The 13,500-nt window shown below is 34.6% G+C and carries 14 protein-coding genes and 1 riboswitch; of the genes, 5 read left to right on the top strand and 9 right to left on the bottom strand.

Annotated elements, in window-relative coordinates; genetic code table 11:
• Window positions 1-18: 18 nt before the first annotated feature.
• Complete coding sequence (locus ACTYA4_RS14535; RefSeq protein ID WP_443482178.1) at window positions 19-489, bottom strand: low molecular weight protein-tyrosine-phosphatase; 471 nt, start codon at window positions 487-489, stop codon at window positions 19-21.
• 251 nt (window positions 490-740) lie between these two features.
• Here ACTYA4_RS14535 and ACTYA4_RS14530 point away from each other — a divergent pair, with 251 nt between their 5' ends.
• Window positions 741-962, top strand: a complete 222-nt coding sequence (locus ACTYA4_RS14530; protein WP_443482179.1) for a DUF1128 domain-containing protein — start codon at window positions 741-743, stop codon at window positions 960-962.
• A gap of 694 nt (window positions 963-1,656) precedes the next feature.
• Complete coding sequence (locus ACTYA4_RS14525; RefSeq protein ID WP_443482180.1) at window positions 1,657-1,980, top strand: helix-turn-helix domain-containing protein; 324 nt, start codon at window positions 1,657-1,659, stop codon at window positions 1,978-1,980.
• Window positions 1,981-2,075: 95 nt separating this feature from the next.
• Here ACTYA4_RS14525 and ACTYA4_RS14520 read toward each other — a convergent pair whose 3' ends face one another.
• Window positions 2,076-2,231 (bottom strand): anti-repressor SinI family protein, encoded by a 156-nt coding sequence (locus ACTYA4_RS14520; RefSeq protein ID WP_443482181.1) that lies wholly within the window; start codon window positions 2,229-2,231, stop codon window positions 2,076-2,078.
• A 32-nt stretch (window positions 2,232-2,263) separates the two neighbouring features.
• Window positions 2,264-2,348, bottom strand: a riboswitch (cyclic di-GMP riboswitch).
• Window positions 2,349-3,049: 701 nt separating this feature from the next.
• Between ACTYA4_RS14520 and ACTYA4_RS14515 the strand changes: the two genes are divergently transcribed.
• Complete coding sequence (locus tag ACTYA4_RS14515) at window positions 3,050-3,382, top strand: helix-turn-helix domain-containing protein (RefSeq protein WP_443482182.1); 333 nt, start codon at window positions 3,050-3,052, stop codon at window positions 3,380-3,382.
• Window positions 3,383-3,497: 115 nt separating this feature from the next.
• Here the strand turns inward: ACTYA4_RS14515 and motB are convergent, their stop codons facing one another.
• The 3 genes from motB to ACTYA4_RS14500 form a co-directional block, all read right to left on the bottom strand.
• Window positions 3,498-4,295, bottom strand: a complete 798-nt coding sequence (motB, locus tag ACTYA4_RS14510) for a flagellar motor protein MotB (protein ID WP_443482183.1) — start codon at window positions 4,293-4,295, stop codon at window positions 3,498-3,500.
• Window positions 4,288-5,085: a flagellar motor stator protein MotA gene (gene motA, locus ACTYA4_RS14505; protein WP_443482184.1), complete on the bottom strand. Its 798-nt coding sequence runs from the start codon at window positions 5,083-5,085 to the stop codon at window positions 4,288-4,290. Before motA ends, motB begins: the two co-directional genes overlap by 8 nt.
• A gap of 638 nt (window positions 5,086-5,723) precedes the next feature.
• Window positions 5,724-6,101 carry a DnaJ family domain-containing protein gene (locus ACTYA4_RS14500; RefSeq protein ID WP_443482185.1) on the bottom strand — a complete coding sequence of 126 codons (378 nt, stop codon included), beginning with the start codon at window positions 6,099-6,101 and terminating at the stop codon, window positions 5,724-5,726.
• Window positions 6,102-6,244: 143 nt separating this feature from the next.
• On the opposite strand from ACTYA4_RS14500, the gene ACTYA4_RS14495 reads away from it, so the two are divergent.
• Window positions 6,245-6,403: a hypothetical protein gene (locus ACTYA4_RS14495; RefSeq protein WP_443482186.1), complete on the top strand. Its 159-nt coding sequence runs from the start codon at window positions 6,245-6,247 to the stop codon at window positions 6,401-6,403.
• Window positions 6,404-6,469: 66 nt separating this feature from the next.
• On the opposite strand, the gene ACTYA4_RS14490 is transcribed toward ACTYA4_RS14495, so the two are convergent.
• On the bottom strand, window positions 6,470-8,662 hold the full coding sequence (locus ACTYA4_RS14490) for a DNA topoisomerase III (protein ID WP_445505702.1): 2,193 nt from the start codon (window positions 8,660-8,662) through the stop codon (window positions 6,470-6,472).
• 154 nt (window positions 8,663-8,816) lie between these two features.
• Window positions 8,817-9,491 (bottom strand): beta-phosphoglucomutase, encoded by a 675-nt coding sequence (gene pgmB / locus ACTYA4_RS14485; protein WP_443482202.1) that lies wholly within the window; start codon window positions 9,489-9,491, stop codon window positions 8,817-8,819.
• A gap of 136 nt (window positions 9,492-9,627) precedes the next feature.
• Here pgmB and ACTYA4_RS14480 point away from each other — a divergent pair, with 136 nt between their 5' ends.
• A complete protein-coding gene (locus ACTYA4_RS14480; protein WP_443482203.1) occupies window positions 9,628-10,860 on the top strand; it encodes an aminopeptidase in 1,233 nt (410 codons plus the stop codon).
• Between the two features lie 178 nt (window positions 10,861-11,038).
• Here ACTYA4_RS14480 and ACTYA4_RS14475 read toward each other — a convergent pair whose 3' ends face one another.
• Both ACTYA4_RS14475 and ACTYA4_RS14470 read right to left on the bottom strand, forming a co-directional pair.
• A complete protein-coding gene (locus ACTYA4_RS14475; protein ID WP_443482204.1) occupies window positions 11,039-11,413 on the bottom strand; it encodes a hypothetical protein in 375 nt (124 codons plus the stop codon).
• A 590-nt stretch (window positions 11,414-12,003) separates the two neighbouring features.
• Window positions 12,004-13,122, bottom strand: coding sequence for a hypothetical protein (locus tag ACTYA4_RS14470; RefSeq protein ID WP_443482205.1), 1,119 nt, complete (start codon window positions 13,120-13,122; stop codon window positions 12,004-12,006).
• Between the last annotated feature and the right edge of the window lie 378 nt (window positions 13,123-13,500).

The raw sequence follows: 13,500 nt of genomic DNA, 5'->3' as shown, positions 1-13,500 counted from the left end.
AAATGGTTTGTACTATTATTAAAAGTGATACGTTGTTTTAATCTCCTGTAATAATGCTTCACAGCCCTCTGTAACTAACCCGTATACTTCTTCAAAATTACCTGTATAATAAGGATCTGGTACTTCTTTTCCCTTGTTTTGTTCCGTATAATCTAATAGCAAACGAGCTTTGGCAGTAGGGTCCGCACTTAATTTTTTCATGTTTTCAATATTGGTTGGATCCATAGCAATTAAATAATCGAATTGCTCAAAATCTTCTTTTATAAACTGCCTGGCAACGATCCCTTTTTCACTAATATTGTTTTGTTTTAATATATGTCTCGTTCCTTTATGAGGGGGATTACCAACATGCCATCCACCAGTACCTGCTGAATCGCAGCTTATTTTATCTTCTAATCCTTCTTTTTTTACAAGATTACGAAAAATTGCTTCTGCCATTGGCGAACGGCATATATTTCCTAAACAAATAAATAACACTTTTACTTTCATGATAGTTTCCTCCAATTTAATTATTACATACATACAATACACACTAGCATTCCTACTAAATTGAAGCAATCCTTCTGCTTTTTTCCTTCACGGCTGATTTATCAGCAGGCACAGAACAAGCACTTTTAAAAAAATATTGCAGTTAATTGGGCTGCTAGGCAATGACCATTGACTTTTTCGCAAACCCATGAAAAGATGTATTAAATAGAAGCTTAATATAGATTTAATTGAAGAAAGGAGAAATACAAAACATGAATTTAAATACGAAATCACCTGAGAATGTGGAGTATATGATTGAACAAATAAAGGAAAAATTAAAAGTTTTAAACTTCGGAGCTATTAAGCCATCTCATTTTGATGGGGAAATGTATGAAGAATTAAAAGAAATTTACGAACATGTCATGAAAAAAAATTCATTTAGTCCAAATGAAATGCAAGCAATTGCTGAAGAATTAGGTTCCCTTCGTAAATAATACCTTTTCACCAAAAGAGGGAACAAGTTCATCATTCCCTCTTTTACACTATAAAACGCTGCGTAAAATCAATATATCACATTTTATGATGAAGTGTAGCTATCCTTTTTTAAGCAGGAAGAAGAAGCTGTGGTTCATGATATACATAAAAAGCTATTTAGCTGATCTAATGAAAATCCTTCTGGAATAAACAATACAGCAATATTATAATAAGAATTTCTCCCTACTTAGGGAATCTTTTTATTTGTGATAAGATGAAGAAAAAACTTTTTTCCATTTGTTTACTCATTTCTTCATGGAGTTCAAGTAGACAATCGCCATTTATTTACCAATACGTCTCTGGATAAAATGTATATCTAATTAATAAAGGCTGTTTTCTAAAAGTTTATTGTTTTTGAATAAAATAATAAACTAGCTAAAACACTGAGCAGCCTGAATACACGTAGACTCCTGCGGGAAATGCGAGAAAGACGAGACCCCGCAGGAGCTAGCGACGAGGAGGCTCGGCACTCGTCCGCGGAAAGCGAAGTGTATTCAGGCTGCGGGTTTAATAACAACAATCTATAAGACAAGAGCGTTAATAAAAATACATGAAGGAATTGGACAACATCGAACAAATCGTTCTTTATATGGAACTTGTTGTTAATATTTGATATGATAGTAGTACAGATTTTGATAAGGTGAGTGAGGCTGTATGATTGGAGATCGTGTAAAGAAAATACGACAAGAAAAAAAAATGTCATTGTCAGAATTAGCCGAACAGGCTGGAGTTGCCAAATCGTATTTAAGTTCATTAGAGAGAAATTTACAATCCAATCCATCCATTCAATTTTTAGAAAAAATAGCTGCTGTTTTTCATATTCCTGTTGATCATCTTATCAACGAACAACAAAATAAAGAGGAATTAGATGCAGAATGGCTTAAAATCGTAAAGGAAGCGATGGATTCTGGGGTCTCTAAAAACGAGTTTCGAGAGTTTTTGGAATTTAACAAATGGAGAATTGAACAAAAAAAATAGAACCTCCATCGATAATGTAAGTTCTGCAACTGGGAAGGCACAAAGTTTGTGTCTTTTTTATTTTATGTAAAATACTAGGGAGATACGAATCTAAATTATTCATTAGCCGTTTTAAGAATTAAGCAATCATTTAAATTATTTCGAATAAAATTGCGCACTTCTTGTATATCCATACCGAGTTTTTTTGCTTCCATGATTAGTTGTATCCAATCTGTGTCCAGCTCTTCCTTTAATAATTTTTCATCTATCACTTAATTCTTCCCTCCCAAAAATACGTTTGTATTTTTGCAGTCCGGCTATCATCGTACATATACTTTAGACCCGTGACTTTGCGTCCCTTTCTTTCGAAAGGTTTGCCATTTTCATTACTTTCCCTTACTAACCAAAAAGACTACCTATTTACTATTTCTATATTATACAACTTAGTTCATTTTATATGTGACTTATTTTGTCGGATTATTATGCATTTTACGTTGTTTTTTCCTAGTATTTTCAACATTTTATTTATGATTCCATATAATTTGTCGAATTTTCTGCCAAGTTATTTTTTATCATTTTCCCTATCATCTTCTTTATTACCATCCATATTTTCATAGCCGTTTATAACTTTTCTAACTAAAAAATTTGTATGAATTTGTTCAAAAGTGTTTGCATCAAAAAATGGGTTTGTTGTTAAATCATTATGACATATAGGGCAATACCATGATCCTATCTCACTACTGCTAAAGGAAGGTCTATGACATTTATCACAATTTTTCCTGTATATATTCCCCACCCTCTTTTTTCTATCAATTTTATTCTTCTTAAATTGCAAATTGTGTCAAATTACAGCGGAAAGTTCTTTTTAAATGTTTATATCGTTCTTTTTATAGAACCATCATACGTAGTATAGTTCAAATCTCTTATTTTGGAAAATTCTAAAAATGTTCATTTTTTCTTTTTAACGAACAATTTTCGTTCTTTTTCTCGTCTTTTCTCTTATTAACTAGCTTTTTCATACTTTTTATCGAAGAATTTGTTCGTTATAATGAAAAATATATTTGTACAATACGTAAGGAGAATTATCTAAATGGTAGGAGCACGCATTAAGTCATTAAGATTAAAAAAAGGTTATTCTATTAATGAGCTGTCAGAACGTGCAGGTGTTTCCAAATCATATTTAAGCTATATCGAACGTGGCATCCAAAAGAATCCATCCTTACAAATACTTTCAAAGCTTGCTAAGACCCTAGATACCAATTTGGATGAACTGCTGGAAACAGAAGATGCCATTGTATCAGAAACAGTGGACGAAGAGTGGTTGAAGCTATTGGAAAATGCAATAAAGGAGGGGGTTACAAAAGAAGAATTTTCTTATTGTTTAGATTTTATCAGATTCAAAAAAAGGACAAATGATAAATAGAAAATCATGTTTCAAAAAGGCTTTTTTCGTATAGATTGTTGCTATTTAACCACAGCCTTTACAAAAAAAAAGAATGACTCCAATAGTCTTATCAATAACCATGGAAGTCACACTTTTAATTTTTTACTGTTCGCGGTTGTATTAAAATTTCTACTCGGCGATTTTTCTCTCTGTTCTTTGCTGTTTTATTACTAGCAATCGGTTTAAATTCTCCATACCCCTTTGCACTAAAGGAACTTGGATCCAAGTTATGATTATTTAGCAGCAGCTTCATAAAATTAATTGCTCTTGTAACGCTAAGCTCCCAGTTCGATTCAAATTTAGCATTACGAATTGGAACATTATCGGTATGACCACTAATAATAATACTTCTTGGTGGATCCATTACAAGTAATTTCGAAATTTCAGAGACCACTTTTTTGTCGTGATTCCGTATATCCGCACTTCCTGATGCAAACAAGACATTATCTCTTATTGAGACGAGTAAACCTTCATCCGTTAAAGAAGTTTCCAGCTTGTCTGTTAACTTTTTCTCTTTAATGTATGAATTTACCTTATCCTGAATTTTTTCTAACTCTTTTTGATCTTGCTGCTTCTGCATTTCTTTTAATTCTTCTTCTGTAATAGAAGATGATTCTTTTGTTTTCTGCTGTTTATTTGGATTGTCTAAGTCCACTTTTTCTTCTATAGGAGTTGATGCTGGGCTAGGATAGTCAAATATGCCTGTACCACTCTGAAATTGTTTATTAAAAACATCTGCAAGTGCTGCGAATTTTTTTGCATCGACAGAACTCATCGCATATAACACGATAAATAAAGCCAATAATAACGTTAATAAATCAGAATAGGGAACAAGCCAAGATTCATCTACATGATCTTCATGATGTTCCTTCTTTTTTCTTTTTTTACTCATTATTATTCACACTTTCTGTTTCTTCTAAGAATTTTTTTCTTTCAGCAAGTGGCAGATAAGAAGCTAATTTTTGTTCAATTACTCTAGGCGCTTCTCCTTCTATAATCGATAATATTCCCTCTATCATTAAATACTTTTGCTTTGCTTCTATTTGAGATTTTCTTTTTAATTTATTGGCAAATGGATGCCATAATACATATCCAGTAAAAATCCCCATTAATGTCGCTACAAAGGCTGCACTGATTGCATGTCCTAAGCCTTCTGCATCGTCCATAAATCCTAAGGCTGCTATCAACCCAATAACTGCTCCAAGTACTCCTAATGTTGGTGCATACATTCCAGCCTGTGTAAAAATAAGCGCTCCTGCTTGATGTCTCTCTTCCATCGCTTCAATCTCTTCTGATAAAACATCGCGAATATACTCAGCACTTTGACCATCAACAGATAAAGATAAACCATTTCGTAAAAAAGGATCCTCCACTTCATTCGTTTTTGCTTCTAGTGCTAATAAACCTTCTTTCCGTGCAAGCTGCGCCCATTCAGAAAACATACGAATAAGATCGGGGATGTTTTGTTGTTTTTGCTCCTTAAACAAAATCCCGAATAATTTCGGTACCCTCTTTATTTCACTTGTTGGAAAAGCAATAGTAACTGCTGCTGCTGTTCCTAATAAAATAATTAATATTGCTGCGGGATTGACCAATACTGCAGGGTTAACTCCTTTAAAAACCATACCAACGCCAACCGCAATCAACGCAAGTATTATCCCTATAAGAGACGTTTTATCCATTCAATTCACCTATCTTACTTCATAATATTTCCTCAAGCTGTTGAAAAACGTTCGCTCTCTTCGTCACTCCCCGTTTTTTGCGGTGCTCATTACCAGGTAAAAGTGGAGGAACGACTAAATACGCAACGTCCTGTTGCAACGTCGTTCTGACCAACTTCCTGTTAGCCGCCGCTCCTCAAAAAGGGTCATTCCTCGATAGACAAACGTTTTCAATCAGCCTGAAAGTTTGCAGTCTTACTTTTTCGATACTCTGCTGTATATTGTCAACACTCTTAATCCTCTACTCTATACTTCGACATTTCTTGTCATTTTTTTAGGGAATTTTTCTTTTATTTTTAGAAAATCCTTATTTTGTCACAAATTCTAAAACAAAAAGGCTCTTTTCGATAGATTGTTGTTATTAAACCCGCAGCCTGAATACACTTCGCTTTCCGCTGACGAGTGCCGAGCCTCCTCGTCGCTATGCTCCTGCACAAGTCTCGTCTTTCTCGCTTTTCCCGCAGGAGTCTACGTGTATTCAGGCTGCTCAGTGCTTCAACCATGTTTATTGTTTTATTCAAAAACAACAAACTTTTAGAAAACAGTCAACAAAAAAGACGACATTTTACAACATCCTCTTGAAGTTAAACATTTATTTGTCACTTTTCCCATAGTTTACTTTCTATTTTTTGCTGAAATTTTTTAAACGAAGCGGAATGTGAAGTGCCTCTCTTTTCTCTCATCATTTTATTAAATCGCAATAATTTTTCATTGTATTTTTTTTGCAGTTCTTCTTTTTCTTTATCACAGCATGTTTTTAATAAATCCTCGATTGTTAATAATTCCTGCTTTAGCTGATTTTCTTCTGGACTGAATCCGGCATTCTTTAAAACACGATAAGCCATTCGAAGTTCTTCAGGAACTGCAGCCAAGTCATCTTTAGGCAAAGTTTTTCCAAAACCAGGCAAATTGTTAAATTCTCCATTTTTATACGCTTTTTTTATTTTTTCTTCTGAAATGAGCGAGGAAAAATCCATAATAGACCTCCTAAATCTTTTCTTCATCTTACCAAAAAAAGGTGCGTGTATACAGTAACTTATTCTATGCTTCTTTTTAAGTGAGTATAGAAATGCAGCTTTTATCAGACAATAAAAAAGTCAAAGAAAAGGAGGAAAAAATAATGGCTCGCGGTAAACATTTTGAACATAAGAAAAAGCATCATCCAGGTCCTTTTCCTGAAAATACTCGTATGAGTACACATGTTAAAGATGCACCAGAAGATGAGGAATTTATTGTTACGCAGGAGGCTTTTAAGAATCGGGTGGAGGAGGAAGAGTAATTTCTTCCTCTTTTCCAGACTCGTGACAATCGTTTGCTTTCTTCGTTGCTCTCCTTCCTAAAATGATTATTTATCTAATTTAAATCCTTTTAATAAATCTGCAAATGCATTATTAATTGGTTCAGCTTCTTTTTCTTGCTGCTTCATATACTTCTGTACAGTACGTTTATCTACTTTTCCACCAGATTCTTTTTTACGTCTTGCTTCAAAAGCAGACATTTTTTCTCGATATCCACATTTGCATGCGAAGATTTGACCTGTGCCTTCACCACGAAGTTCCATTTTCTTTTTACATTGAGGACAGCGTGCGTTGGTTACGCGTGCTACGTTCTTTCTATGACCACATTCACGATCTTGGCAGACAAGCATCTTGCCTTTTTTGCCGTTTACTTCAAGCATTGGCTTTCCACAGTCAGGGCAAGACTTTGTTGAGATATTGTCGTGTTTATATTTTTTATTGCTTGCTTTAATTTCTGCGACAATTTCTTTTGTATGTTCTTTCATTTCATTAATGAATACATCTTTTTTTAGTTTCCCTTTAGCTATCAGCTCAAGCTTTTGTTCCCACTCAGCCGTTGTAGCTGGCGATTTTAATTCTACTGGTACTAAATCTAGTAGTTGGCGACCTTTAGAAGTGATATAGATTTCTTTTCCACCACGTTTTTCAATTAGAAATGAATTGAATAATTTATCAATAATATCGGCCCGAGTTGCCACAGTACCAAGTCCACCAGCTGATTTTAACGTATCTACAAGCTTCTTATCGTTTGTTTCCAAGTACTTTGTAGGGTTTTCCATTGCTGATAGTAAAGTAGCCTCTGTAAAACGTGCAGGCGGCTTTGTTTGTCCTGATGTTTGAGCGATTAACTTTGTTTTTAATACATCCCCTTTTTCAAGACGAGGTAATAACTGCTCTTTTACATCATCCGTTGATTCTTCCTCATCGAAACGGTTTTCATATACTTCTTTCCACCCAGCGTTAATTACCGTTTTTCCTTTGGCAATAAATTTTTCATCATTGATTTTTGCTTGTACTGTTAACTGCTCGTATTCAAAAGCAGGAAATAATACAGCTAAGAAACGTTTTACGACAAGGTCATATATTTTGCGTTCTTTATCTGTAAATGCTGAGAAATTCACATAACCTTCAGTTGGAATGATAGCATGGTGATCACTTACCTTGCTATCATCTACAAAAGCTTTCGTTGCTTTAATTGGCTTTTTTAAAACTTTATTAGCGAGTAAACGATATTCCCCTGCACCACACGCTTTTAAACGCTCTGGAAGCGTACTAACAATGTCTGAAGATAGAAAACGCGAGTCTGTACGAGGATATGTTAACACTTTATGTTGCTCGTACAGTTTTTGCATAATATTTAATGTTTCTTTAGCTGAATAACCAAAGATTTTATTGGCATCACGCTGCAACTCTGTTAAATCATATAGAGCAGGTGAGAATGTTTTCTTTGCTTTACGGTCAATGGAAACAACCGTCGCATCTTTACGTCCCAGTGATTGAACGACTGAATCGATTTTTTCTTTATTAAAGCTGCGACTATTGCCATTCGCATCTTGCCAAGTTAATTTAAGTCCATCTGTTTGCGCTTCAATGCCATAATACGTTTGAGGTTTGAAATTCTTAATTTCCTCTTCACGTGCTGCAACCATTGCAACTGTTGGTGTTTGCACACGCCCACAGTTTAATTGTGCGTTGAATTTTGTTGTTAAGGCACGAGTTGCATTTAAACCGATATACCAGTCTGCCTCTGAACGTGCTACTGCTGAAGCATATAAGTTTTCATAAGCTTTACCAGGCTTTAAGTTATTGAAACCATCTTTAATCGCTTTATCTGTTACAGAGGAAATCCACAAACGTTTGATAGGCTTATGAACTTTTGCTTTATCAATAATCCAGCGTGCAACTAATTCGCCTTCTCTGCCTGCATCTGTAGCCACGATTATTTCATTCACGTCACTGCGATTTAACTGTGCTTTTACAGCATGAAACTGCTTTCCGGTTTGTTTCATGATAACTAATTTCATGCGGTCTGGAAGCATAGGGAGATCTTCTAGGTTCCATGATTTATATTTATTATCATATACCTCAGGGTCTGCTAAAGTGACTAAATGCCCCAGTGCCCAGGTAACGATATATTTGTTTCCTTCTAAAAATCCATTTCCCTTCTTTGTACACTTCAATACATTTGCGATATCGCGTGCAACGGAAGGCTTCTCAGCAATTACTACAATTTTTGTCATTTGTTCGAACTCCTTTACTACTATATACCGTCTAATATACCATAGTTTGAAAGCAGAAATTATTTATACATTTCTAATTACAAAAGACGAAGGATTTGGAACAAGTCTCTGTGATTTATGGAAGACTAAATTTAAAGAGAGCAGAATGTGATATTCACTCTGCTCTATTTTTCATAAATTTTTTTAATAAACTCTCTAATTGTAATTCTTTTGTGCTTTTTACATGCCAATCTGCTTTTTGTAAATAGTCTTCTTCGCCAACTCCAACGGAAAACATCGGTGTTTGCATAATTCCACTTAATCCTGCTTCACCGTCTTCAATTGCAGCACAGTTTTTATACTCAACATCCAAAAGATCAGCCGCTGTTAAAAATATTTCTGGATCTGGTTTGCCTTTTTTTAATGAATGTGGGTCTACAATACATGTAAACCAATCACGTACACCAAACTTTTCTAATAAAAACGGCGCATTGGAACTGGACGATGCAATCGCCAACTTTATTCCGTTTGCTTTTAACTCCGAAAGAAAATCCTTCATTCCTGGAAGCATTTGCTCTTCAGTAAAGTCAGCAATCATCTCTTTATAGTAGTCACTTTTTTTATTTCCCAATAATATTTTTTCTTCATCGGACAATGATACATTACTTCTTGAGACAAGCTCCTCGATTAACACTGTTCGTGGAATTCCTTGAAAACGCAAATTATCTTCTATAGAAAAAGGAACGTTTAATTCCTCTGCAATTCTTTTTGTTGCCTCATAATAAAGGGAAACCGTGTCGGCAATAACACCATCAAAATCAAAAATAACCGCTTCTAATACTTTAGTCATGTTAGCCTCCTATAATTATTGCTTTTTTTATTATAGCCTATTAGTTTATTTCTGCCTGTAAAAAAGATACAATAATAAGGAATACTGCACCGATTGTATAAATACATACACTTAAAAGGCAAAGGAGCGTAAAAAAATGAGTACATTCCAACAAAATCTAGAAAAATATGCAGAGCTTGCTGTAAAGGTTGGCGTCAATATTCAAAAAGATCAAACGCTTGTTATTAACACGACGATTGAAGCAGCAGAATTTGTACGCATTATTGTAAAAAAGGCTTATGAAGCAGGCGCAGAGAATGTTGTGGTGAACTGGACAGATGATGTGGTTACGAGAACAAAATATGAACTAGCACCAGCAGAGGCATTTTTAGAATTTCCAAAATGGCGAGCGAAAGAAACGGAAGAGTTGGCGGAAAATGGCGCTGCATTTATGTCTGTATTATCTTCAAGCCCTGACTTATTAAAAGGGATTTCTTCTGAAAAAATCAGCAACTTTCAAAAAGCTTCTGGCAAAGCATTAACAACATTCCGCAAGTATATTCAATCAGACAAAGTCAGCTGGACCGTTATTGGAGCTGCTTCTAAAGCATGGGCAGACAAAGTATTCCCAGATGCACCAACCGAAAAACGAGTGGAATTACTATGGGATGCTATTTTTAAAGCTTCACGTGTAGATAGTGAAAATCCCGTGGATGCATGGTTAAAGCATGACGAAACATTACATAAAAAAGTGGATTACTTAAATAAAAAAGCATATAAGAAGCTTCACTATCGTGCACCTGGAACAGATTTAACGATTGAACTTCCAGAAAAACATTTATGGTGTGGTGCAGGAAGCATCAACGAAAAAGGTTTGGAATTTATGGCGAATATGCCAACAGAGGAAGTCTTTACTGTTCCTTATAAAACAGGCGTTAATGGTACTGTCTCTAGTACAAAACCATTAAGCTACGGCGGCAATATTATTGATCATTTTACTGTTACCTTTAAAGATGGGCGTATTGTGGATGTAAAAGCAAAGGAAGGAGAAGAAATTCTTCGTCAATTAGTTGAAACAGATGAAGGTTCACATTATTTAGGGGAAGTTGCCCTTGTACCTCACCGTTCTCCTATTTCACAATCAAATATACTGTATTATAATACATTGTTTGACGAAAATGCTTCTAATCATTTAGCCATTGGAAGTGCTTATGCTTTTTGCATTGAAGGCGGCAAACAAATGTCGAGTGAGGAACTAGCGGAACATGGATTAAATGAAAGCATCACACATGTAGATTTTATGATTGGTTCCAATCAAATGGATATCGACGGCATTACCGCTGATGGAAGTATTGAACCTATTTTCAGGAATGGGGATTGGGCGTTTTAATAAAATCACATGCGGCAACTACTGAACAAGTTAAAAATTGGATGTGATTATTAAATGATGTTATTTAACGTTTTGGTCATTACATTAACTCTTAAATCAAGGGTTCAAATATTTATTTCCAACCTACACTAATGAACAATTTACTTCTTCTTAATAAAATACACAAATCCCGAGATAATTATTTATCATCGGGATTTTTTTCTAATATATATCTTAAGGTTTCATCTAGTAAAAAGAATACACATGCAATTCCTAAAGAATAAAAAGTCAAAAACCATAAAAATATAATTGGTGCTATCCCCAAAATCAAATGAAAAGCAAAAGAAAAAAATAATCTTGCTTTTCCGATTTTTTTGGTAATGATTTCCACCAACAAAGAGCCAGGTAGACCGTATAATGTAATAGCAATACCTACATATAACATTGAAATAAAAATATTACTAAAAAAATTACTTTTATCAGCCAAAAAGGAACTTGGTGGTGTAAAAATTGCAATAAAAAAGCTGGAAATAACAAATGTAATACATGCTGTTAAGATCTTTCTCTTTATCATATAATAATCTCCTTGAAATAGTGAATCAAAAAGAATATTCCATTATAAACATCAAATATGTAGGCTGTTTTCTCTAAGTTTGTTGTTATTTAAGTAAAAAAAGGGGAGAAGAAGTACTTAGCAGACTGAATACACGTAGACTCCTGTGGGAATGCGAGAAAGACGAGACCCAAACAGGAGCGTATGGGAAGGCACTGAAAAAAGTGTTTTATTAGATATAATTATAGGTGAAACACTTAAATTTATTAGGGTGAAAATGGTATAGAGAGTTTGAAAACGACCATCATTTTGGTTAGGAGAGGCGTCCGCACGACTCCTGTGGGATTAGCGAGACAGGCGAGACCCTGCAGGAGCATAGCGACGAAGCGGCTCGACGCTCGCCCCACGGAAAGCGTGTGGTAAGCCTCGGAAAACCGAACGAAAACCTCTGCGTTGCTTGGATTGTCACTACCTATATATTATAGCATTTACTTTTTCAGTGGCCTCGCTTATGCGACGAGGAGGCTCGACGCTCGCTAAACGGACGAAGTGTATTCAGGCTGCGAGTTTAAAAGCGACAATCTTTACGAAAACAGCCTTTATCAACCATATTACCTTTTACTTAATTCCAATGTTTGAATGATTTGAGCATTGTTGACCAATATTTTAAGCTCGTAGTTGCCTGCATGATAGATGGCAACTGCTTCATTTTTCTTCTTGTTAACGAAGTATGCATCCGGTTCTCCCAGCATTTCCTTTACGTTTTCCAATGTTCCTTTTAGACGGATTCCTGGAATAGAAATTGCTGATACTTGCTCATTTTTTTTATTGTAATAATAGGTTACTTCAGGAAAAACCAACGTAATGACATCTTTTTTCACTTCTTCTTTTATAAAATGTTCATTCGATGTTTTGATCTCATTACTATTTGTTCCAATTGGATATTGACTTCCTATTAACATTCCCTCACTTGCTTTCCTAATAACAGAAGAGGTAATAGCTAAGTTTTTAAACGGATAATAGTACATCTCGTCCATCAGCCAATTTTCTACTATTCCTTTCTCTTGAACGGAAGTAACGTCCAACGGCTCTAATTTCAATTGTTTAGGATCAAGCGTCCATGTGGTAAACTCAAATGTTTTTTCATCTATTTTGTTGATTGTTTGTAAATAATTTTGTTGAATATTTTTTATCTTATTATCATAAATAGGAACTGCCTCATTCGTTAGAAATGATAATTCCCCGTTTTTTATCGTGTACAAATACGCCTTTGTTTCATCTTTGGCTGCTTGCTGAAAAATGGCTGCGATCGTATGCTTATTCACATAATATGTACTTTTGTTTTTATTCATTAAATTAAAAACGAAAGGCTCCTTCATCCCAGCAGCTTGTTTAAAAGCAAAGGGACCATTTTTTTCATTTGCTAAATAAAAAGAAAAATCCCCTTCGATAATTGGATCATCTACTTTACCAAATGTATTATTTTCTTTTAAAGTGTATTGTTTCTCTTCTTCACCAACTAAATAAGCTTCATACTCTTCATTTCCTTCTCTTATATTCCATTCATAAAGAGCTTTTTCTTTTACTTGAGACAGTTCCTTTTTTTCTTCTGTTTGTTTGCTATCGCTAATAGTTTCTAAATTTTGGTTCTTCTCATTTATTCTGATCACTGTCACGATGATTACAGCTAGACATATTAACACTAAAAAAATATATTGATAAGGTTTCATACTATTCTCCTGATTATTTCACGCTTCTAATTATCTTCCAATAGAGATGTTCCAAAATAGAGGAACGCTGTCGAATCTCTTCGCTTTGATTATCCTCCTTTTTGAATACGCTCTAATAATATTAACAAAAGGAGCTACGTTCTACAAAGCAAGCTTTTTCCAAATGCTCTTGCATCACCCGTTATTTCACCATCCAGAAGTGAAGGAAATGATCATTTTCTCCTAATTTCATCCCTTTTACTTGCCCTGCTACATTTTTAAAGGGTAGAATTTATGTATATTTTATATTAAGACTGTTTTTGTTTTTTACATAAAAAACATTTGGAAAAGTGTTTCTTAGCAGACTGAATACACGTAGACTCCTGTGGGAATGCGAGA

Source organism: Niallia yueguangensis (assembly GCF_052663115.1).
The sequence above is the reverse complement of the archived record's forward strand: the minus strand, read 5'-3'. Positions and strand labels throughout refer to the sequence as shown.